Here is a 23,569-nt window from a genome sequence, read left to right on the forward strand (position 1 = left end):
CATTTTGATAAGCAGTGTGACGCTATTCTACCTTTTTTTTGCCTCTTCATAAGACTCAATAGCTCTTACCCGTGCTTTAGCGTGATCCACTATTGGTAATGGATAATCGATAGAATTATGGGTTTTCGCCGCCCATTCATGAGGCGTGTGAATATATCGATTTGGCACATTGGCAAGTTCAGGAAGCCAACGTCGGATAAATTCACCATCAGGATCGAACTTACGGCCTTGGGTGGTAGGATTAAAAATGCGAAAATAAGGTACGGCATCAGTTCCTGTTGATGCAGCCCATTGCCAACCCCCGTTATTTGAGATGAAATCGCCATCAATGAGTTGTGACATAAAATAACGCTCACCCCAACGCCAATCAATTAACAAGTCTTTGATAAGAAAGCTCGCCGTGAGCATACGTAAGCGGTTATGCATCCAACCTGTTTGGTTAAGCTGTCGCATCGCAGCATCAATAATTGGGAAACCCGTTGAACCTTGCGTCCAAGCATTAAACTCATCTTGATTGTTACGCCACTTGATTTGTTCTGTCCAAAGCTGAAAGGCAATGTGTTTGCATAAATTGGGATTTGCCACAATTAAGTGTTGGTAAAATTCTCTCCAAATAAGTTCATTAAACCAAACAAATGCGCCTGATGTGTTGTTTTCTAAGAAATCAGGTTCCGTTTGATAAAGGCGATTAAAACATTGACGAATAGACAGTAATCCAATTGAAAGATAAGGGGATAATCGACTTGTGCCATCAATTGAGGGAATATCTCGCCATCTTGCATAATGTGAGACGCTTTCATAACAGAACTGTTTTAAGCGTTTAAGAGCCTCTTCTTCCGTAGAGATAACGGATGGTGATCGTGTATTTTCAAGTGAGAATAGCGGTGCTTTTAAAGGTGATACCGCTTTTTGATGCGTCCTGATCTCTGGGATAGGTAATGAAGCGTTATCTTGTGAAAGAAAGCATCGTAAAAATGCATTTCTAAAGGGAGTAAAAACCTTATACATTTCACCTTGTTGAGTGACTACATTACCCGGTGGAATAAACACATTGTCATGATAAGCATAAATGGTTGTTTTATTCTTGAGTCGCTCAATGACTTTTTTATCACGGCGTTGTTCATTAAGAGCATATTGGTGATTGAAGAAAAGCGCAGTGACTTGATGTTGTTGGCAATACTCAGCCACTTTATCGGCTGCAGTTGAATAAGTATCGCTAATCACGACTGTGAGTGGAATATTGAGTTTTGCTAGTGATGTTGAAAGATCCAGCAAAGTATTATGAATGAACGCCTGATATGATAAAGCCATATTGTGGGCTTTCCATTGTTCAGGCGTTACGGTGAAAATAGCATGCACCTGTGCGTGTTTATCTTGGCAAGCGTGAAAGAGCGCCTTGTTATCGGTTACTCTTAAATCATTACGAAACCAAACTAAATGAACAGAAGACGGGTGCATGTAACCTCTCTTAATCTAATTTAGGATGTTGATCGATCAGGGCTTGGCGTTTTTTCTGCAATGCTTCAATTTCCGCTTCGATATCTTCAACACGGTGTTCAATACTATCATAATGCTCAGATAAAATTTCTTTCGCCTCTGATCTATCTGATGCTGCTGGTGTTGCACCTCGTAAAGGTTTATTTGCGGTTTCGATCATCTTGATACCAGTTATCAAACCGACAACAGCGACAATCATCAAATAATAAGCTGGCATATATAAATTACCGGTTGCTTCAACTAACCAAGCCGCCGCTGTAGGTGTTGCCCCTGCAATTAATACGGAAATATTAAATGCGATTGCTAATGCACTATAGCGAATATGGGTTGGGAAAATAGCGGGTAAAATCGATGCCATTACCCCAGTAAAACAGTTGAGTAAAATCGCTAAGATTAATAATCCTAAGAAAATTAAGCCGATTTCATCGCTGTTAATCATCATAAACGCAGGGTAAGCAAGAACAAACAACCCAATACTACCGCCGATAACAAATGGCTTGCGACCAATTTTGTCACTCAGTAGACCAATGACTGGTTGTACAAATAGCATCCCGATCATAATCGCGATGATGATCAGTACACCGTGATCTGCCGAATAATTTAAGTTATGTGATAAATAACTCGGCATATACGTCAATAACATGTAGTAGGTCACATTAGTCGCAATCACTAAACCTACACAGACGGTTAAACTTTTCCAATATTTTGATGCAATTTCACGTAATGAAACACGCGGTGGATTTTCGATAGATTTACGATCATCGCTGTTCATTTCATCAACATGTTGTTGGAATGCAGGGGTTTCTTCTAAAGCGTGACGTAAATATAAGCCAATAAGACCTAATGGTAATGCCAAGAAGAACGGAATACGCCATCCCCACTCATGAAATGCGGTTTCTCCAAGGATAGTAGAGATAAGTACAACAACACCTGCACCCATAACGAAACCAGCAATAGAACCAAAGTCTAACCAGCTTCCCATAAATCCGCGTTTGCGGTCTGGTGAGTATTCCGCAACAAAAATTGCCGCGCCAGAATATTCACCCCCAATGGAGAAACCTTGTGCTAATTTAGCCAGTAATAATAAAACAGGAGCCCAGATCCCAATCGTTTCATAAGCAGGAATAAGACCAATGGCAAACGTACTCAGTGCCATAATAATGATGGTGACAGATAACACTTTCTGACGACCAAATTTATCCCCTAACATCCCAAATACAACACCCCCTAAAGGTCTTACAAGGAATGGAACTGAGAATGTCGCGAGTGCGGCAATCATCTGCACACCCGGCGATGCACCAGGGAAGAAGACTTGACCTAAGACATACGCAAGGAAGCCGTAGACACCAAAGTCAAACCATTCCATGGCATTACCTAACGCTGCCGCAGTAATGGCTTTCTTAAGCTTACTATCATCAATAATAGTTATATCATTGATTTGTAGAGGTTTGTTTCTTTTTTTCTTCATTTTCATATTAAGTGACCTTTATAAAGGTATTTGTGATTTTTTGTTTATCAATTAATGAAAAGAAATGAAGTGACTATTTGTTAGCGAGAAGAGTGAGTAATAAAAATTCACTAAAAAACAGCTTACTTCTACTAAATTTAAATAGTGGTATTAAGCTAATAGATAAGAGAATATTTATTTAGTATAGATGAGATTGAATAAGATATAAGAAAGTTTTCGTTGTTGTTTTGATATAACAAAACAGAGCCTCTATGTATTAAAATGTGATCAATATCATAACGTAATTCTGCTTTTGTGTAAAATCCATGGCGTTAGCGATTAGAAATTTAACTTAGGGGGGCTTTTAATTCTCATAATGAATAGTAAAGAAAAAAGCTAACTTTATACTTTAATAACATTATGTTATGTCATTTCTGTCTTTTTTTGATTCAGGCTAACGCATTTGTATGAGCATTATGCATAATATAAAGGGCGATAGTTAAATAAAAATATTAACCCTTTATTTTACTTTATTATTCTTTCGATGAGTCAAGATGAAAATGTGGATAATAGAATAGATATCGCTATTCTTATTAAGATTATATCAAAGCAGTATGACGGGGTATCACAACCGAGATATTAAAGATAATTTATTTGTGACCCATATTTAGAATAAAAATTTATAAAACTAATAATTAACCGCGCATTTGTGCAGATTAACCCAGGTACCTCTATGAACATTAATCAACTGAAAAGCTTTGTTGAAGTCGTGAAAAATAATTTCAACATTACTAATGCGGCTGAAAAACTCTACACTTCACAACCGACAATTAGTAAGCAACTAAAAATATTAGAAGATGAATTAAGTGTGTCGCTGTTTGTGCGTAAAAATAATAATTTATTAGCACTAAGCCCGATGGGTAAAGAAGTCCATAAGATTGCTTGTGATATCCTTGGGCAAGTTGACCGAATCAAAAGTATTGTGGCTGAAGAAGATCGTAATAAAAAAGTCGATTTACATATTGCGACAACACATACACAAATACGTTATTCATTGCCAAATGTGATTGATCACTTTCGTCGCTATTACCCTAATATTGCGCTACATTTTCACCAAGGTGCACCGGCTCAATTGGCGGAAATGGTTAAAAATGGTGATGTGGATTTTGCTATCGCAACAGAATCGATGCACCTTTATGAAGACCTAATTACACTGCCTTGTTACCGCTGGACTCGTAGTTTATTGGTTCCTTATGACCATCCTCTTGCTTTATTGAAGGACGAAGAGCAGGTTACCATCGAGCAAATGGCTGAGTATCCATTGATTACTTATGTTTTCGGTTTTACCAGAGGATCAAAATTAGACAAGGTATTTTATAAAAATAATCTTAAGCCGAAGGTGGCGCTAACAGCGACGGATACAGAAATTATTAAATACTATGTGAAGCGACATTTAGGCATCGGTGTTATTGCGACAGCCTCTTATGATGCGGCTGAAGATGGTGACACATTAAAATGTATTAATATCGATCATTTAGTACAACCGAGTTATACCCATATCTGTGTCAGTAAACATACTCATATGAAAGATTATATGCATGAATTTATTTCTCTCTATGCGCCACATATTGATAAAAATATTATTCAGATGCCTGAGCAGTGGGAGACCCAATGGCACAGTAAAGAGGTATATCAAGGATTACCGGATTTACGTTCAGTAAATGTGAATAATAGCGTTGCAGAATAGATGTCAGAATAAAAAAGCCCGTTTTTGCGGGGGCAATAACGGGCTTAGGGCAGAATAATAAGCGATTAGCGAGTCAGAATATTAACAAAAATCTGAGCTCCGACGAGTAAACAATCATCATCGACAAAATAAGGATTTGCGTGAAGGTAATTATTAATACCTTTTGCTTGATTACCACTTCCTAAAAAGAACATTGCACCGACTTTACCTTTTGTGGCGTTAACCATATAACTAAAGTCTTCACTGCCTGTCATTGGCTTACCATTCGATTCAATATTCTCTTCTGGTAAGAACTTACGCATTGCATCTAATAAACGCTGATGAGCAGTTGGGTGATTTACAACTGCAGGGTATCCGCTATAGCTTAATGTGGTTTTAAATCCACCCGCTGTACTACGTGCAACGATTTCATCAAAACTGGCTTTCAATACTTGGTCGGTATTTTCATCCATAGAACGGATAGTACCGCGGGCTTGTACGTGATCAGCTAATGCATTAGGGATTGTTCCCCCATTGATCATGCCACAACCAAAGACTGCTGGGCTAAATGGATCTGTCTTTTTCGCAACAACATAATCCATATAATCAATTAAGCGAGTTGCTTCACGAATGGCATCTAACCCTTTGTGTGGTGTTGAACCATGCGCAGAAACACCATAAACATCTAATGTCCATGCTGAACCATAAGATGACATCACGCCATCATTAAAGCGAACACAACCTGTTTCAATCGCAGCATCATTATGAAGAGCGTAAGTTTCGTCAACGCCTTCCATGCAACCGAGTTCAACCATTTTTTCAGCGCCAGGGACACGCATATCTTCTTCAGCCATTTGGAAAATAAAACGAACGTTCGCGCTCATCTCTTCTCTATTCTCGGCAAGATATTTAGCACTGGTTAATGCCATGGTCATATGCGTATCGTGACCACAGTTATGCGCACAACCCGGGTGTATTGAGCTATGTTCATTATTCGTCAAGTCTGGCATTTCTAATCCGTCCATATCAGCACGGATAGCAATTAATGGAAATTCAGCATTAACAATTAAGTCTGCGGTGAAACCAGTATACCCATCAAAAGTTTTAATTTGATAACCAAAACTCTCCATTAATTCACGACAGTATTGAGAAGTTTTATATTCTTCACCTGATAGCTCAGGTATTTTATGCAGGTCTTGTCGTGTTTTTTTACTAAATTCATTTAATTGAAAGAGTTTTTCACTGACATTATAAATATTATTCATTAGATAACTCCCTGGATAGTAAATCCAATTTGCGCGACGATTGATGCGCCAAAGAAACAACAAGTTGAAACAATCATGAAAATAAGAATAACTTTCCATGACATTTTCTTAAGTTCTTCTAATTGACCACCAACAGATAAACCAGCAAATGCTAATAAAGGAACACAACAAGATAAGAAAGAAACTTTACCAATAGAACTAATAAAGAAATCTCTTACCGGCGTTTCGGGTAAACAAATAAGGATCCCGATAATTGTTGCATAAGCAAATGTTGGTAAAGATGAAGGTAAATAATGTTTTGCAACGAGTGAAATAAATACCACTAATGACATAGCAATAAAGCTATCCCACATTGCATAAAGAGCGATCCCTGATGTTAACGTCTGAGTAAACATTGCCAGTAAAATAGCAACGAATACAAACTTCATATCTATAATTATATTTTTCATGCAGTTTTGCCTCTGGTGAAAATTTTATAAATTTTTTCTGAAAGAGGTAAACCTAAATAGGTTAATGACAGTGCGCCTAATGCTGAAGATAATAAGTTAGATGCAGCGGCAACACTTAATACTTGCTGTGCTAATGCTTCATCAAGACCATTAATTAATGCACCTGATGCAGCACTTAACATTGAACCAGAACCCACGCCAGAGCCTGCTGCAAGAGCCAGTGGATGTAATCCAGTTAATGGAGCAATACTACCTAATACGCTAAACCATAAAGTACCGATAACCGAACCACATAAATAAATGGCTAATACACCAATATATTCTTGAGAGCCTGTACCAAATTTACCTTGAATAACAGCAATAGAAGGTTCACGGCTAATAGATGAACAAGCACCAATTGCACGACGACCAAATCCAAATTTAATTGCTAATGGAACTGCAATTAATACTGGTAATAAGTTACCGAGTTCCTGAACAAATAAAGGAATACCGACACTTAAAATCATTTTAATATTAGGAACAATCATTCCTGCATATTGCGTACCTAAAATAAGTAGGCTGAAACCTACCATTTTACCGCAGAAGCCTTCTTCTTTTTCTGTGAATAATTTACCCCATACTTTAATTTTTTTACGGGTAAATCCAGCAGATATACACATACCAATAATGACAGCAAATAGCATTGGCAAAATAGGTATTACTGCAATGCCAATCTTAATTTCTTTTTTACCAATGACATATTGTGAAATAAAAATTAAGAAAAGGACTGCCAGAATACTAATAAAGAAAACCTTTATCGGACTTCTACTTTTGTCCATCCGTTAATCTCCGTTGAAAAATAATCAGGGTTTATTCTAGAGGACAAAAAGCAAAAGGTAGCGTGACCAATGTCATGTTTATTTCATACCTCTTTTTCATGGGGCATGAAATAAAATAATAGTAATATATTTATTAACAATTTGAGTTAAGTGAAATTATTGAGAAAAGACAGAGGGTAAGGCTGAAATGTGTCAGCTATATTGTTAAATAAAATGATAATAGAAAAAAAGCAATTAAAAATTAGTTTAATTATTAAAATAATCCTATAAGTTTATTTTGTCTAGTACTTGATAATTTTAATACAATATAAATGAGAGAGATTCTTATTTAATGCGAAATGAGTCATAAAAGCGATTAGTATATTTATCAATAGTATTATTTTTTATCGTTAATTTCCTTTATTAATTGACCTATCTACCGTGACAATCAATCAAGAGATGTTATTCTTTATATTTGAGTTAATAACACGGTATTCTCTATATGATGTGATAAAAGAGTCGGTTGTTATGTTAGGGGCAGCATGTAGAGAGATTACCCACTAAAATAAAAAGGAAAGGCGTCACATGAGTAAGCAAACAGTTGCAACGTATATTGCTAAAGTGCTCCACAATGCAGGTGTGAAACGTATTTGGGGGGTGACAGGTGATTCATTAAATGGATTAAGTGATAGCTTGCGTAAAATGGGCTCTATTGAATGGATGGGCACTCGCCATGAAGAAGTCGCCGCTTTTGCCGCTGGAGCAGAAGCCGCTATCAATGGTGAATTAGCCGTTTGTGCAGGCTCTTGTGGACCAGGTAACTTACACTTAATTAATGGGCTTTTCGATTGCCACCGTAACCATGTTCCTGTATTAGCGATTGCCGCTCATATTCCTTCGGCTGAAATTGGTAGCAATTATTTTCAAGAAACACATCCCCAAGAACTTTTTCGCGAATGTAGCCATTACTGTGAGCTCGTTTCAAATCCAGAGCAGATCCCTCAAGTGCTTGCCATTGCAATGCGAACCGCTATTTTGAAAAAGGGGGTCGCAGTCGTTGTTTTACCTGGAGATATTGCACTAAAACCTGCTCCAGAAGATGCGCATGAAAACTGGTATCCGTTGCAATATCCCCTCATCATGCCAAATCGTTTCGAAATCGAAAAATTATCTGATGCCTTGAATAATGGAAAAAATATCACTTTAATGTGCGGTGCTGGATGTGCCCAAGCTCGCGACGAAGTGATTAAACTTGCCCAAACATTAAAAGCTCCTATCGTGTTCGCATTACGTGGGAAAGAGCACATCGAATGGGAAAATCCCTACAGTGTAGGCATGACAGGGTTAATTGGATTTTCATCCGGTTATCACGCGATGGAAAATGCGGATACGTTAGTGTTATTAGGTACGCAATTCCCTTATCGTGCATTTTATCCATCAAAAGCTAATATTATTCAAATTGATATTAATCCAAGTAGTCTTGGTTCGCATTGTCATGTCGATATGGCGATGATTGGCGATGTTAAAGCCACACTAAATGCAATACAGCCCCGTTTAAAAGAGAAAACAGACACTACGCATCTTGATGCATCATTAAAACATTATGCCAAAGCACGACAAGATCTGGATGCACTTGCACAACCCAGTGAGCGTGAACTTATTCATCCACAATATTTAGCGCGTCGATTAGGTGAACTTGCAAATGATGATGCTATTTTTACCTGTGATGTAGGTACGCCAACAGTGTGGGCAGCCCGTTATGTGGGAATGAATGGAAAACGTCGTTTATTAGGATCGTTTAATCACGGCTCTATGGCAAATGCGATGGCTCAAGCTATCGGTGCTCAAGCGTTAGATAGAAAGCGTCAAGTTGTGGCTATGTGTGGTGATGGTGGATTTACTATGCTAATGGGGGATTTTATCTCATTAGCTCAAATGAATTTACCCGTCAAAGTGATTATTTTTAATAACAGTGTATTAGGCTTTGTTGCAATGGAAATGAAAGTGGGCGGTTATTTAACGGATGGAACAGATTTACATAATCCGGATTTTGCTGCTATTGCTAATGCATCTGGTATCAAAGGCATTCGAGTTGAAAAAGGTGAAGATCTTGATAGTGCGCTAAAAGAGGCTTTTGAACATGATGGCCCTGTAATTGTGGATGTGGTAACCGCAAAACAAGAGCTTTCAATGCCTCCTGAAGTGAAGTTTGAACAAGCAAAAGGTTTTAGCCTGTATATGATGAAAGCGATTATTAATGGTCGAGGCGATGAAGTCGTTCAACTCGCTAAAACAAATTGGTTACGTTAATCGTTAAACGATACTTGTCATATTTCAAGTTGCAGGAAAGGGTGACGACATTCAGCGCGTCACCTTTCTGTAACTCCAATCCAACCCTATCAATCTTTATTATTGCACGTTCTCAGCTAAACAGAAGTTTTCAATTAATTGTCCCATGAGTTCGCGAGTTGGCTCAATAAATGCCATATCAATAAACTCATCAGGCTGATGTGCCTGTTCAATAGAACCTGGGCCTAACACTAAGGTAGGGCAGAGATCTTGAATAAACGGCGCTTCAGTACAGTAATTCACCGTTTGCGCTTTCTCACCTAATAGTTTTTCGATCACGGCGACCATCTTATGATCGGTTGGACACTCATAACCCGGGATCGGATCGTGTAACGCCTCAATATTTAAGCGATCAGGCCAACGTGTTTTGACGGGGGCTAATGTTTCGTGCAGTAAATCATCCAAGTCTTGTAACGTTAATCCTGGTAGTGGGCGGATATCCATATGTAATTCACAGCAAGCACAAATTCTATTTGCTGCATCACCGCCATTAATATAACCAAAGTTCATCGTTGGATAAGGGATAACAAACGCAGGGTTGTTATAGCGAGTTTTTAACGTATCGCGCAGAGTACTAAGATGGGTAATAGACTCATGCATTAGCTCTATCGCATTCACGCCTTTTTCTGGATCGCTAGAGTGTCCTGATTGTCCTGTAATACGTATTGCATTCGATAAATGCCCTTTATGAGCACGAATAGGTTTCAGCGATGTGGGTTCACCAATAATGGCAAAATCAGGGCGGATGACTGTATTAGCGGCAAAATAACGAGCCCCTGCCATCGAGGTTTCTTCATCTGCGGTGGCGAGAATATAGAGAGGATGAGTTAACGTTTTAGTATCTATATCCCGTAACGCATCAAGGATAAAGGCAAAAAAGCCTTTCATATCGGCAGTACCTAATCCATATAACTTATTTTCTTTCTCTGTCAGTGTAAAAGGATCTTGTGTCCAACGGCCTTCATCAAACGGTACTGTGTCGGTGTGACCACAGAGTAATAATCCTCCTTTTCCAGCGCCTAATGTTGCCAGAAGGTTAAATTTACCTCGCGTTTCAGGTACAGGTTGGATTTCAATTGAAAAACCTAATATTTCCAACCAATTAGCAAGCAAGTTAATCAGCGCTTCATTACTTTGATCGTTTTTAGCGTCTGTAGCACTGATAGAGGGTGTTGCAATTAATTGACGATAAATCTCAATAAATGTAGGTAATTTAATATTCACTGTTGACAGCCTTTCTTCATAATAGTATCAATATTCATGCACTTTTTTTGAATAAAAATACATTAATCGGTTTGTGTTCATAGTACAAGGTAAGAATGACATGTTAAATACTCTGATAGTAGGAGCAAGTGGTTACACTGGCGCTGAATTAGCCGCCTATCTTCAGCAGCATCCTCATGTGAATTTGAGCAGACTGATGGTATCAGCTCAAAGTGCAGATGCAGGAAAGTGCTTTTCTGAACTTCATCCACAATATCGTGGTTTAGTCGATCTTCCACTCGAACCGATGGTTGATGTCGTTAAAGCGGCTGAAAATATGGATATCGTTTTTTTAGCAACAGCACATGAAGTCAGCCATGACATTGCTCCTGTCTTTTTAGAGCAAGGTTGTGTGGTATTCGATTTGTCTGGTGCCTATCGAGTACAAAACAAGCATTTTTATCAACAATACTATGGATTCGAGCATAAGAATACTGATTGGTTATCACGGGCAGTTTATGGGTTGGCTGAATGGAATGCTGACATTATTAGTCAGGCGCAATTAATTGCAGTGCCGGGTTGTTATCCAACCGTCTCTCAGTTGTCACTAAAACCTTTAGTAGAAGCAGGACTTTTAGATACAGCACAGTGGCCCGTTATTAATGCAACTAGCGGTGTGAGTGGCGCAGGTAGAAAAGCCTCTTTAACTAGCAGCTTTTGTGAGGTGAGTTTGCAACCGTATGGTGTGTTTACTCATCGTCATCAACCTGAAATTGCCACCCATCTGGGTATTGATGTGATTTTTACACCTCATTTAGGCAATTTTGCTAGAGGGATCTTAGCCACTATCACCTGTAAGTTACAAGCAGGTGTGACACAAGAGGATGTAAGACAAGCCTTTGATGATGCTTATCAAGATAAACCCTTAGTGCGTGTTTATGAAAAAGGGTTGCCTGCATTAAAAGCCGTGGTAGGAACTGCATTCTGTGATATCGGATTTGCTCAACAAGGTGAACATCTGATTGTGGTTGGTGTTGAAGATAACTTGTTGAAAGGGGCTGCTGCACAAGCAGTGCAATGTATGAATATTCGGTTTGGTTTCGCTGAAACCGAATCACTTATTTAATAATGAGTAGGGAAGTTTCATGGAACCATTAATTATCAAACTGGGTGGCGTGCTCCTTGATAATGAAGAAGCGTTAACTCGATTTTTCACTGCATTACAACAGTATCGCTCAACGCATTCTCGTCCTTTAGTCATCGTACATGGTGGCGGCTGTTTAGTGGATGAGTTGATGGGAAAATTGCAATTGCCTGTGGTGAAAAAGCAGGGGCTTCGTGTCACACCTGCTGATCAGATAGACATCATTACAGGGGCACTTGCCGGAAGTGCCAATAAAACCTTGTTATCGTGGGCAACCAAGTTTGGGCTTAATGGTGTGGGGCTTTCTTTAGGTGATGGACAATTAACGAACGTCACACAAATCAATGAAGAGTTAGGTCATGTAGGAAATGCAAATCCCGGCTCTCCTGATTTACTCAATTTATTATTGGGAGCGGGCTATCTGCCTATTATCAGTTCTATCGGTATGACTGAAAAAGGTGAGCTGATGAATGTGAATGCTGACCAAGCAGCAACCGCTATTGCTGAAACATTAGGCGCTGATTTAGTCCTGCTTTCCGATGTCAGTGGCATTTTAGATGGTAAAGGTCAGAAGATTGCCGAGATGTCAGCTGAGAAAGCACAGATATTAATCGATCAAGGGATTATTACTGACGGCATGATAGTGAAAGTCAATGCGGCATTGGAAGCGGCTAAAACGTTAGGAAGACCTGTTGAAATCGCAAGTTGGCGCCATGCTGAAAAGCTGACGACATTATTTAATGGTGTTGCAGTAGGCACTCGTATTTTAGCTTAACAATAACGCTAGACATCTTATCGCTATTTGATAGTTGGCAGAATTTAAACAAATTGGGAATTGAAGGTTATCACTATGACTAAAGGTATTAAGAAAATCGTATTGGCATATTCTGGTGGATTGGATACTTCGGCAATCATCCCTTGGCTAAAAGAACATTATGATAACTGTGAAGTTGTTGCTTTTGTTGCTGACGTTGGTCAAAGCCGTGATGACTTAGTGGGTGTGGAACAAAAGGCATTAGTATCAGGGGCTTCCGAGTGTCATATCGTTGATTTACGTGAAGAGTTTATTAAAGACTATGTTTACCCAGTATTAAAAACAGGCGCGTTATATGAAGGTAGCTACTTATTAGGCACGTCAATGGCACGTCCTGTTATCGCGAAAGCACAAGTTGAACTCGCGTTAAAATTAGGTGCTGATGCGGTTGCTCATGGCGCAACAGGTAAAGGAAACGATCAGGTTCGTTTTGAAAGTACTTATGCGGCACTTGCCCCACAACTGAAAGTGGTTGCACCATGGAGAGAGTGGGATTTACGTTCTCGTGAAGCACTGTTGGATTATCTAAAAGTCCGTAATATCCCAACAACAGCAACGCTAGAGAAAATTTATAGCCGTGATGAAAATGCATGGCATATCTCAACAGAAGGTGGCGTATTAGAGAGCCCATGGAATGCCTCAAATGAAGATTGCTGGGCGTGGACCGTTGATCCTAAGAAAGCACCAGAAACACCAGAATTAGTGACGGTTACAGTAAAAGCCGGTGAAGTTGTTGCGGTAAATGGTAAAACACAATCACCTTTTGAATGTTTAGACACATTAAATACATTAGGTGTTAAGCATGGTATCGGACGTATTGATATTGTTGAAAACCGTTTAGTGGGAATGAAATCTCGTGGCTGCTATGAAACCCCAGGGGGCACTATCATGATGGCGGCTCTGCGTGGTGTTGAGCAACTGGTGCTTGATAGAGATGCCTTTAAATGGCGTCAGCAATTAGGCTTAGAGATGTCTTATGTCGCTTATGATGGACGTTGGTTTACGCCAATTCGTGCTTCACTACAAGCAGCTGCAGAATCACTGGCAAAGGATGTGAATGGCGAAGTGGTTTTAGAACTTTATAAAGGTCATGTGAATGCTATCCAGAAGAAATCAGATAACAGTCTGTATTCTGAAGAATTTGCGACCTTTGGTGAGGATGAAGTTTACGACCACAGCCATGCTGAAGGATTTATTCGTTTATATTCTCTGCCATCACGTATTCGTGCGCTAAGCAAGAAATAACATAAGGCAATAGAGTGGTGTTCATAGGGCATCACTCTCACTCTTTTTTATTACACAGAATCAATACAGGAAGCGATTATGGCACTCTGGGGTGGACGTTTTAGTCAGGAAGCTGATCAACGGTTTAAACAATTCAATGATTCACTGCGGTTTGATTTTCGACTGGCACAACAGGATATCTTTGGCTCAGTAGCTTGGTCTAAAGCGTTAGTCACCGTTGGCGTATTGTCGCAAGATGAACAAGCTCAACTTGAGCAAGCGTTAAATGAATTATCAGAAGAAGTGATAGCAAATCCACAGTCTATTTTGCAAAGTGATGCAGAAGATATTCATAGCTGGGTTGAAAGTAAGCTTATTGCCAAAGTGGGTGATTTAGGTAAAAAATTACATACGGGTCGTAGCCGTAATGATCAGGTCGCAACAGACTTAAAATTATGGTGTAAAGAAGAAGTGATTCACCTTCGCCAAGCCATTGTTGAGCTACAAAAAGCCTTAGTTATCACGGCAGAACAAAATCAAAATGCGGTGATGCCAGGTTACACTCATTTACAGCGTGCTCAACCCGTTACCTTTGCGCATTGGTGTTTAGCATACAATGAAATGTTAGCCAGAGACGAAAGTCGCCTAGCTGATGCATTAAAACGTATAGATGTCAGTCCATTAGGCAGTGGGGCTTTAGCGGGAACAGCTTACGATATCGATCGTGAACAATTAGCGGAATGGTTAGGTTTTGCGAGTGCAACCAATAATAGTTTAGATAGTGTATCCGATCGCGATCATGTCTTAGAACTATTATCCTCGGCAGCTATTGGTATGGTGCATTTATCTCGTTTTGCAGAAGATCTTATTTTCTTTAACAGTGGCGAAGCGGGTTTTATTGAATTATCAGACAAAGTGACTTCTGGTTCTTCATTAATGCCACAAAAGAAAAACCCAGATGCACTGGAACTTATCCGTGGGAAGTGTGGGCGAGTACAAGGTGCATTAACGGGCATGATGATGACCTTAAAAGGCCTGCCTCTCGCTTACAATAAAGATATGCAAGAAGATAAAGAAGGGCTGTTTGACGCTATCGATACATGGTCTGATTGTTTACATATGGCAACGCTTGTTCTTGATGGGATCCAAATTCGTCGCCCTCGTTGTGAAGAAGCTGCGAAACAAGGTTATGCGAATGCCACTGAGCTTGCCGATTATCTGGTTGCTAAAGGTGTACCATTTCGTGAAGCTCACCATATTGTGGGGGAAGTGGTTGTTTGCGCGATTGAGCAAGGTAAAGCAATTGAAGAACTCCCGCTTTCTGAATTACAGATGTTTAACAGTAAAATTATGATTGATGTGTACGATATTCTATCGCTTCAATCTTGTTTAGATAAACGCCTTGCAAAAGGGGGTGTTTCGCAAAAACAGGTTGCTTATGCGATAGTCAAAGCCAAAGATGCTTTAAATATGAATAAATAAGAAAAGCATTTATCTAAGACAACTTACTGTTATTCAAAAAGAACAGGGTGAATATCACTCTGTTTTTTATTTTAACTCGCTGATAGTACTTATACTCATTTTGAATTCTTTAAAGTATGAAGTCATGAGTTTTGTTTGCGCCATTTATTCAGAAAATATTGACAAAGAGAGGCAAAATAACATTTGGCTGATAGAAAAATTTATCAGTTACTATATTATCTATAGACATTAACTATCAGCAATAAATGTGAGATCTGCAATGAATATCCGTGACTTGGAATATCTGGTGGCGCTAGCTGAGCATAAACATTTTCGTCGTGCGGCAGATTCTTGCCATGTGAGTCAGCCAACATTAAGTGGTCAGATTCGTAAGCTTGAAGATGAACTCGGTGTGATGTTGCTTGAAAGAACGAGCCGTAAGGTTCTGTTTACTCAACAAGGTTTGTTGCTGGTGGATCAAGCGAAAACCGTTTTACGTGAAGTCAAAGTGCTACAAGAAATGGCCTCATTGCAGGGGGAAAGCATGGCAGGGCCTTTACATATTGGGCTTATCCCTACTGTTGGTCCTTATTTATTACCCCATATCATTCCTGAATTACATAAAAACTACCCTAAGTTAGAAATGTATCTTCATGAAGCACAAACTCATAGCTTATTAGCTCAATTAGATAGCGGGAAGCTCGATTGTGCAATTTTAGCAATGGTAAAAGAGAGTGCGCCGTTTATTGAAGTGCCTTTATTTGAAGAGCCAATGAAATTAGCTATTTATGAAGGACACCCATGGAATGAACGTAGGTCTGTGCCGATGGGGGAGTTAGCGGGTCAGCGTTTATTGATGTTAGAAGATGGGCACTGTTTACGCGATCAAGCATTAGGATTCTGTTTCCAAGCGGGGGCAAAAGAAGATACTCATTTTAGAGCAACGAGTTTAGAGACTCTGCGTAATATGGTCGCTGCCGGTAGTGGGATCACCTTATTACCGGATTTATCTGTACCTCAAGAACAAAAACGTGATGGAGTTTGTTATCTAGAATGTACCAATCCCAATCCATCACGTTCTATTATTATGGTTTATCGTCCCGGATCGCCTTTGCGTAATCGTTATGAACAGTTAGCTGAGACAATCCGTGAACATATGACCGCATTTTATGCGGAGAAACAAAACGTATTAAAATAAGCGATTTAAACCATTAAGCGCTGCAACACGATAGGCTTCTGCCATTGTTGGATAGTTGAAGGTCGTATTAACGAAATACTCGATAGTATTGCCTTCACCTTTTTGCTCCATAATTGCTTGACCGATATGAATAATTTCAGCGGCACGTTCACCGAAGCAGTGAATACCTAAAATTTGCTTGGTTTCACGATGGAAGAGAATTTTCAAACTTCCCACATTCATGCCTGCAATTTGTGCTCTTGCCAGATGTTTAAATTGAGAGCGACCCACTTCATAAGGAATTTTCATTGCAGTGAGTTGTTGCTCTGTTTTACCAACAGAACTAATTTCAGGAATGGTGTAAATTCCTGTTGGAATATCTTCAATTAAATGAGTTTCTGATTTTCCTGTTGTGATAGCTAAAGCCGCAATTCGACCTTGATCATAAGCGGCAGACGCCAGACTTGGATAACCAATAACATCACCGACTGCATAAATGTGTTCACAACTGGTTTGGTAATGTGCATTAACAGAAACTTGCCCACGACTATCTGTTTTAATACCGACGTTCTCTAAGCCGAGTGTATCTGTGTTCCCTGTTCGACCATTGGCATAAAGCAGGCAATCTGCTTTGACTTTTTTACCTGATTTTAGGTGAACAATAACACCATCATCGACACCTTCAATGCTTTCATACTCTTCATTATGACGGATAACAATGCCGTTATTCCAGAAGTGATAAGAAAGTGCGTCAGACATTTCTTGATCAAGAAAAGATAATAGGTGGTCTCGTGTATTAATTAAGTCTACTTTTACTCTTAATCCTCTAAAAATAGAGGCATATTCACAACCAATGACACCAGCACCATAAATAATGACATGATGAGGCTCATGCTCTAAGTCAAGGATAGTGTCACTGTTATAAATACGAGAATGAGAGAAATCGACATCTGGCGGACAATAAGGGCGAGAGCCTGTTGCAATAATGAAATTATCAGCTGAAAGAATATCGCAAGTACCATCTGGATAACGCACGCTGATCCGATGCTCATCAATAAACGCAGCTTCACCGGAATACATCGTACAATTATTACGCTCGTAAAAACCTTGGCGCATTTTAGTCTGTTGACTAATTACGGTACTGGCTTGGCGAAGTATTTGAGAAAAAGAGGAATTAATAAGGCGAGATTGGTCACTGTAAAGCGGGTTTTGATTAAATTCAATAATACGGCTTACTGCATGACGTAGGGCTTTTGAAGGAATGGTTCCCCAGTGAGTACAGCCCCCACCGACTTTGTTATAACGTTCTATAACAGCGACGCGCTTTCCTTGTTTAACAAGCCCCATGGCCGCGCCTTCGCCACCAGGACCTGAACCGATCACAATTGCATCGAAATGAGAATGTTGCATAGGAAGAGACCTGTTTTATACAAACCGACAACGCTATATTAACATTAGAATGAATAATAGCCCAACTGACATTAAGGGCATTAGTCACACTTTGTTGAGTTTTTATAAGAATGTGTCTTGAGAGATGATTGTACGCACTGCTTTTTTAACAAAATTTGATATATTGAGTATAAACCAAATTAGAATTATCAGGATTTCTGTGAGTAATAATATTGGCATCAGAGCTAAACAAAAAGAAAAAACCCGTCGCTCTTTAATTGAAGCTGCTTTTAGCCAACTGAGTGCCGAACGTAGCTTTACAAGTCTAAGTTTACGAGAAGTGGCTAGAGAAGCTGGTATTGCACCCACCTCATTTTATCGTCATTTTAAAGATGTTGATGAACTTGGGCTTACTATGGTTGATGAGAGTGGGTTGATGTTACGTCAATTAATGCGTCAAGCACGTCAACGTATTGCGAAAGGTGGCAGTGTTATCAGAACATCCGTAGCAACTTTTATGGAATTCATTGGTAATAATCCTAATGCGTTCCGATTATTACTTCGTGAACGTTCTGGAACTTCCGCTGAGTTTCGTGCGGCTGTCGCACGAGAGATCCAACATTTTATTGCAGAACTGGCAGACTATCTTGAGCAAGAGAGCCATATGCCACGTTATTTTACAGAAATGCAATCTGAAGCAATGGTCACTATTGTATTTAGTGCAGGCGCAGAAGCACTGGATATCGATATTGAAAAGCGTCAACAATTAGAAGAAAGATTAGTTATACAACTGCGAATGATTGCTAAAGGTGCCTATTATTGGTATCGACGTGAGCAAGAAACGCAAATACCTCTACAAGATAACCCAGAAATAAAGAAAAAAACGCATCAGAAAGGAGACAAATGATGGAACAAAATCGCTGTGAAAAAAGCACGCTATTACTTGCCATAGTCATTGGCGTCGCTTTACATGGTACCTATTCAAGCTTTTTTAACCCGTTTATTGAGTCGTGGTCAGTTTTCCCACTCATTAGTTTAATCTTGGCCGTTTACTGTTTATATCAGCGCTATTTAAATCAACCTATGACCGATGGTATGCCTAAGCTGATTTTTTCATTCTTTTTATTAGGCTTATTTGGTTATAACGCTTACACCAGAACTGTTAATCCTGAATGGGGTTCGAATTTCTTTTCTTCCGTTTGTATCGTTATCGTTGCGTTGTGGATTTATCGTCAATTCAAACAGCGTCAACGCTTACGTATACAGGCAGAAGAAGCTGAAAAAGCATCACAAGCAGAACAGTACTAGCCTGTACTTATCTCTTTGTTGTAAACACAGCGAAATTTTGACACCAGCAAGTTATCTTGCTGGTGTTTTTGTTTTTATACGTATTATTGGCGATTTTTTATCTATAACAAATAAAATAAGCAGTTATCTTTTTTCTAATAACACGCCACATTCCATATGGTGGGTATATGGGAATTGATCAAATAATGCTAATTTACTGATTTTATGTGTTTTTATGAGGGTTTCTAAATTTTGGCACAGTGTTTCTGGGTTACAAGAAATATACAAAACACTCGGGTAAGTTTTAACCAATTCTACAGTTTTCTCATCTAAACCACTGCGAGGAGGGTCAACAAAAATAGTTTCACAGTGGTAATCTTTTAAATCAATCCCTTCTAGGCGTTTAAATTCCCTTACCCCATTCATTGCTTGAGTAAAATCTTCCGCGGACATGCGAATAATCTTCACATTATCAATATGGTTCATTGCAATATTATATTGCGCGGCATAAACAGAAGGTTTTGCAATTTCAGTTGCCAGCACACGATCAAAATTACGTGCGAGTGCTAATGAAAAGTTGCCATTACCGCAATACAGCTCAAGAAGATCGCCTTTTGCATTTTCCGTTGCCTTTAATGCCCATTCCAGCATCTTAATATTGACCTGAGCATTAGGTTGCGTGAAGCTATTTTCAACTTGGCGATAAATCATCTTTTTGCCAGCGACCGGTAATACTTCATCGATAAAATCGTTATCAAGCATAATTTTTGTTTTATATGCACGACCGATTAATTGCACATCGAAACCTTGAGCAATTAATGATTGGCGTAATGCCATAGCTTCTTGTTGCCAAGTTTCATCAATTTTCTTGTGGTAAAGCAGCGAAACAATAATTTTATTACTCAACGTAGAAAGATAATCAATCTGGAACAGTTTCTTCCTAAGTGTTGGTTTATCTTTTATTTCTGCCAGCAAGGCAGCCATCATTTTATTTATAAGTTGGCTGGCAACCGGAAATTGATCAACCCGAATACGCTGCTTAGTCTTCTGGTCAAACATAATATGATAGAGAGAATCTTCTTCATGCCAGATACGGAATTCCGCACGCATACGATAATGCTGTTCTGGTGATGAAAAAACGTCTGCTTCAGGCGCATTAAAAGGCGCCATCATTGTTTGTAGGCGTTGGATTTTTTCATTCAGTTGAGACTGATATGTTTGCGTTGGTAATGAATTCTGCATGGTATCTCGCCTTTTTTTGGCAGTAATAAAGTTAAGCGAGCGAAATTGTAGAGATCCTCATGAAGATGTCCAGTATTCTTCATGTTCAATTTCTGGACTCAAAGGATTTGAAATCGTAGCATGGTTATTCGGTCTCCTAATAGGAGTGAAAAGGGAATCTGGTGCAAAGCCAGAACTGACGCGCAGCGGTAATAGGATCAAGGATAATAAAAGACACTACAAAGTACCTAATAAGTACCGTGGGAAGTCATTATCTTAAATAGACAAAATGGTTTATTTAACCTAGAGTCCGAAGACCTGCCGAAGACCTGTCGCATCTTAAATTAAATACGCGCTTTATTTAATTTTGGCGGCATCCTACTACTTATTCTGTTGGATGCAGATTATTCATGAATAATAAAAAAGTTTTTTTCATTTCTAGTGTGGCTTTGAGTGTCATGGTGGGCAGTTTTGACGTGTTTGCGAATAACAGCGATACATTAAGTGTGACAGCAAACCGCTTTCAAGAGCCGAACTCTTCTATTTTAGCGCCTATCACTGTTGTTGAACGCGAACAGATCGATCGCTGGCAGAGCAATAGTGTTATTGATGTATTACGCAGAATGCCGGGTATTGATGTGGGGCAAAACGGTGGAATAGGTCAGATGAGCTCTATTTATGTACGTGGGGCTGAATCTCGTCATGTTCTTATTTTAGTGGATGGTGTGCGTTTAAATCAGGCTAATATATCTGGTAGTTCCGATATTAGCCAAATTCCCCTTTCTCTTGTTCAACGTATTGAATATATCAGAGGGCCTCGTTCTTCTGTTTATGGTTCAGATGCGATTGGTGGTGTGATTAATATCCTCACAGAAAGAAAAACGGAAGGAGGAACGCTTAATGCCACAATGGGTTCTCATGGTTATCAAGAATATGATGGCTCTGTAAAACAGAAAGTCGGGGATAGAACGACATTAACGGCAGCGGGGAGTTATCTCTATACCAAAGGTTATGATGTAGAAGCGAATGGAAATACGGGCGGGCATCCACAGCCTGATCGTGATGGTTTTATGAATAAGTCACTGTGGTTAGGGATTAATCACGATATTAACGATAACGTTTCTTTATATGCACGAGCTTATGGTTTTGATAATCGCACGGCTTATGATGCTTATTATGATAACTATAGCGATATCTTAACGGATACAAGAGCACTATTTAGCCGCACCTATGATGGAGGTGTGAAGTTTTATCGTGATAATTACTCTTCTTATTTAAATACCAGCTATAACTACACTAAAGATTATGACTATGATCCGCGTTATGGTCGTTATGGTAAAGGAAGCCGTTTTACCAACTCCGAACAATATAATGTACAGTGGGGTAATCACCTTTTATTAGGAAATGGTAGTATCGGGGGAGGTGTTGATTGGCAACGTCAATCTATTAAAGCTGGCTCTAGTGGATTCCCTGAGAAAGAACATTTCGATAATACCGGCTTATATTTAACAGGACAGCAAAAGTTAGGTGACATCATTGCTGAAGCCTCAGTGCGTTCTGATAAGCACTCGGAATATGGTTGGCATACGACTTGGCAAACTAACCTAGGCTGGGAGTTTGTCGATGGTTATCGTGTTATTGGGGGTTATGGTACGGCATTTAAAGCACCGACACTGACGCAACTTTATAGTGAGTGGGGAAGTAACCCAGACTTACAACCTGAAGAGAGCAAACAGTGGGAAGGAGGCTTTGAAGGGTTAACAGGACCTTTATCATGGCGATTAACAGCATATCGCAATGATGTAAATTCTTTGATCCAAGGCGAATCGACCTATCCATATCGTAATTACAATGTTGGTAAGGCCTTAATTAAAGGTATGGAATTTACAGGTGAAATGGATACGTGGGTTTTCCATCATACCTTTAGCTTGCAATATATAGATGCAAGAAATAAAGAAACCCATCAACGTCTTGAGCGTCGAGCCCGCCAACAACTGAAATATCAACTTGATTGGCAAGTTGAGAAACTTGATATGGGTGTAACTTACCAATATATCGGTCAACGTACAGATAAAGATTATGGAACTTATGAGACGGTTTCTTTAGGTGGTGTGAGTATTTGGGATTTAACGGCTTCATATCCTATTACATCACATCTCTCAATTCGTGGTAGAATAGCCAACCTGTTTGATAAAGATTATGAGACAGCTTATGGCTATCGCACGCCAGGACGAGAATACTTCCTCACAGGAAGTTACAACTTCTGATGCACTATCTACCGCTAACCCTACTGTATTAGTTTTTGATTCAGGGGTTGGCGGTTTATCTGTTTATCGTGAGATCCGTGAAAAACTACCGGAGGCTCACTATATCTATGTTTTTGATAATGAAGCTTTCCCCTATGGTGAAAAATCACAAGAGTTTATTATTGACCGCGTTGTTCGAATAATTAGCGCGGTTGCTGAAAAACATGATCTCGCTACTATTGTGATTGCTTGTAATACAGCAAGTACAGTAAGTCTTCCTGCTTTACGTGCCAAGTTTACCGAGATCCCTATTGTAGGCGTTGTTCCTGCTATTAAGCCCGCGGCTAAATTAACCTGTAATGGTGTGGTTGGATTATTAGCAACAAGAGCAACGGTTAAACGTCCTTATACCCATGAACTCATTGAACGCTTTGCGACTGATTGCAAAGTTCACTCTTTAGGTTCGGCTGAGCTGGTGGAACTGGCTGAGAGAAAACTTCATGGTGAATCCGTTTCTTTGGATGAGCTTCGTAAAATCCTCACTCCTTGGTTAAAAATGAAAGAGCCACCGGATACTGTGGTATTAGGTTGTACTCATTTTCCTCTATTAGCGGATGAACTACTTTCTGTTTTACCTGATGGCACACGAATTATTGATTCTGGCGCTGCAATTGCACGACGAACTGCGTGGTTGGTCGTAAATCAAGCGAAAATAAAAGGTTCAAATGAAATTAGCTTCGCTTATTGCTTAAAAGAAGATGAGAATAGTGAATCATTAAAACCTGTTTTAGCGAGTTTTGGCTTTGAATCGCTCAGAAAATTGGCGCTTTAAGTGCAATTTGGTGGAAAATTCAACGGTCAGTGAAAAAACGA

At 39.4% G+C, this 23,569-nt stretch carries 19 protein-coding genes and 1 riboswitch; of the genes, 11 read left to right on the forward strand and 8 right to left on the reverse strand.

Annotation, left to right across the window (positions count from 1 at the left end; genetic code table 11):
* Nucleotides 1-27: 27 nt before the first annotated feature.
* Nucleotides 28-1,458, reverse strand: a complete 1,431-nt coding sequence (gene phrB / locus SB028_RS00705) for a deoxyribodipyrimidine photo-lyase (RefSeq protein ID WP_069366827.1) — start codon at nt 1,456-1,458, stop codon at nt 28-30.
* A 10-nt stretch (nt 1,459-1,468) separates the two neighbouring features.
* Nucleotides 1,469-2,971, reverse strand: coding sequence for a glycine betaine/L-proline transporter ProP (gene proP / locus SB028_RS00710; RefSeq protein ID WP_069366826.1), 1,503 nt, complete (start codon nt 2,969-2,971; stop codon nt 1,469-1,471).
* A 706-nt stretch (nt 2,972-3,677) separates the two neighbouring features.
* Between proP and SB028_RS00715 the strand changes: the two genes are divergently transcribed.
* A complete protein-coding gene (locus tag SB028_RS00715; RefSeq protein WP_069366825.1) occupies nt 3,678-4,691 on the forward strand; it encodes a LysR substrate-binding domain-containing protein in 1,014 nt (337 codons plus the stop codon).
* Nucleotides 4,692-4,756: 65 nt separating this feature from the next.
* On the opposite strand, the gene SB028_RS00720 is transcribed toward SB028_RS00715, so the two are convergent.
* The 3 genes from SB028_RS00720 to SB028_RS00730 are packed head-to-tail and all read right to left on the reverse strand — an operon-like array spanning nt 4,757 to nt 7,202.
* On the reverse strand, nt 4,757-5,935 hold the full coding sequence (locus tag SB028_RS00720) for a M20 metallopeptidase family protein (protein WP_069366824.1): 1,179 nt from the start codon (nt 5,933-5,935) through the stop codon (nt 4,757-4,759).
* The gene (locus SB028_RS00725; protein WP_006534124.1) at nt 5,935-6,384 is read right to left on the reverse strand and encodes a hypothetical protein; all 450 of its coding nucleotides are present in this window, start codon (nt 6,382-6,384) and stop codon (nt 5,935-5,937) included. The genes SB028_RS00720 and SB028_RS00725 overlap by 1 nt, the downstream gene beginning before the upstream one ends.
* The gene (locus SB028_RS00730; RefSeq protein ID WP_023583450.1) at nt 6,381-7,202 is read right to left on the reverse strand and encodes a DUF3100 domain-containing protein; all 822 of its coding nucleotides are present in this window, start codon (nt 7,200-7,202) and stop codon (nt 6,381-6,383) included. Before SB028_RS00730 ends, SB028_RS00725 begins: the two co-directional genes overlap by 4 nt.
* A 564-nt stretch (nt 7,203-7,766) precedes the next feature.
* Between SB028_RS00730 and poxB the strand changes: the two genes are divergently transcribed.
* Nucleotides 7,767-9,491: a ubiquinone-dependent pyruvate dehydrogenase gene (gene poxB / locus SB028_RS00735; protein ID WP_069366823.1), complete on the forward strand. Its 1,725-nt coding sequence runs from the start codon at nt 7,767-7,769 to the stop codon at nt 9,489-9,491.
* A gap of 99 nt (nt 9,492-9,590) precedes the next feature.
* Here the strand turns inward: poxB and argE are convergent, their stop codons facing one another.
* On the reverse strand, nt 9,591-10,754 hold the full coding sequence (gene argE / locus SB028_RS00740) for an acetylornithine deacetylase (protein WP_069366822.1): 1,164 nt from the start codon (nt 10,752-10,754) through the stop codon (nt 9,591-9,593).
* A 100-nt stretch (nt 10,755-10,854) separates the two neighbouring features.
* Between argE and argC the strand changes: the two genes are divergently transcribed.
* The 5 genes from argC (at nt 10,855) to oxyR (ending at nt 16,574) form a co-directional block, all read left to right on the forward strand.
* Nucleotides 10,855-11,859 carry an N-acetyl-gamma-glutamyl-phosphate reductase gene (gene argC, locus SB028_RS00745; RefSeq protein ID WP_069366821.1) on the forward strand — a complete coding sequence of 335 codons (1,005 nt, stop codon included), beginning with the start codon at nt 10,855-10,857 and terminating at the stop codon, nt 11,857-11,859.
* A gap of 19 nt (nt 11,860-11,878) precedes the next feature.
* On the forward strand, nt 11,879-12,652 hold the full coding sequence (gene argB, locus SB028_RS00750; RefSeq protein ID WP_069366820.1) for an acetylglutamate kinase: 774 nt from the start codon (nt 11,879-11,881) through the stop codon (nt 12,650-12,652).
* Between the two features lie 75 nt (nt 12,653-12,727).
* Nucleotides 12,728-13,936 (forward strand): argininosuccinate synthase, encoded by a 1,209-nt coding sequence (locus SB028_RS00755; protein WP_069366819.1) that lies wholly within the window; start codon nt 12,728-12,730, stop codon nt 13,934-13,936.
* Between the two features lie 78 nt (nt 13,937-14,014).
* On the forward strand, nt 14,015-15,397 hold the full coding sequence (gene argH, locus SB028_RS00760; RefSeq protein WP_069366818.1) for an argininosuccinate lyase: 1,383 nt from the start codon (nt 14,015-14,017) through the stop codon (nt 15,395-15,397).
* Between the two features lie 259 nt (nt 15,398-15,656).
* Nucleotides 15,657-16,574, forward strand: a complete 918-nt coding sequence (oxyR, locus tag SB028_RS00765) for a DNA-binding transcriptional regulator OxyR (RefSeq protein WP_069366817.1) — start codon at nt 15,657-15,659, stop codon at nt 16,572-16,574.
* Here the strand turns inward: oxyR and sthA are convergent.
* On the reverse strand, nt 16,566-17,963 hold the full coding sequence (gene sthA / locus SB028_RS00770) for a Si-specific NAD(P)(+) transhydrogenase (RefSeq protein WP_069366816.1): 1,398 nt from the start codon (nt 17,961-17,963) through the stop codon (nt 16,566-16,568). The two genes, oxyR and sthA, sit on opposite strands and share 9 nt — an antisense overlap.
* A gap of 199 nt (nt 17,964-18,162) precedes the next feature.
* Between sthA and fabR the strand changes: the two genes are divergently transcribed.
* Both fabR and SB028_RS00780 read left to right on the forward strand, forming a co-directional pair.
* Nucleotides 18,163-18,849, forward strand: coding sequence for an HTH-type transcriptional repressor FabR (gene fabR / locus SB028_RS00775; protein ID WP_069366914.1), 687 nt, complete (start codon nt 18,163-18,165; stop codon nt 18,847-18,849).
* Nucleotides 18,849-19,250, forward strand: a complete 402-nt coding sequence (locus tag SB028_RS00780; protein ID WP_069366815.1) for a YijD family membrane protein — start codon at nt 18,849-18,851, stop codon at nt 19,248-19,250. The genes fabR and SB028_RS00780 overlap by 1 nt, the downstream gene beginning before the upstream one ends.
* Before the next feature lie 123 nt (nt 19,251-19,373).
* Here the strand turns inward: SB028_RS00780 and trmA are convergent, their stop codons facing one another.
* Entirely contained in the window at nt 19,374-20,471 is a 1,098-nt protein-coding gene (gene trmA / locus SB028_RS00785; RefSeq protein WP_069366814.1) for a tRNA (uridine(54)-C5)-methyltransferase TrmA, read from the reverse strand.
* A 112-nt stretch (nt 20,472-20,583) separates the two neighbouring features.
* Nucleotides 20,584-20,791, forward strand: a riboswitch (cobalamin riboswitch).
* Nucleotides 20,792-20,860: 69 nt separating this feature from the next.
* Between trmA and btuB the strand changes: the two genes are divergently transcribed.
* Together btuB and murI are read left to right on the forward strand one after the other, a co-directional pair.
* Nucleotides 20,861-22,717, forward strand: a complete 1,857-nt coding sequence (gene btuB / locus SB028_RS00790; RefSeq protein ID WP_069366813.1) for a TonB-dependent vitamin B12 receptor BtuB — start codon at nt 20,861-20,863, stop codon at nt 22,715-22,717.
* Nucleotides 22,662-23,528, forward strand: a complete 867-nt coding sequence (gene murI / locus SB028_RS00795) for a glutamate racemase (RefSeq protein ID WP_069366812.1) — start codon at nt 22,662-22,664, stop codon at nt 23,526-23,528. Before btuB ends, murI begins: the two co-directional genes overlap by 56 nt.
* Nucleotides 23,529-23,569: the final 41 nt, after the last annotated feature.

Origin of the sequence: Proteus vulgaris, assembly GCF_033708015.1 — a bacterium.
Classification (GTDB): Bacteria; Pseudomonadota; Gammaproteobacteria; order Enterobacterales; family Enterobacteriaceae; genus Proteus.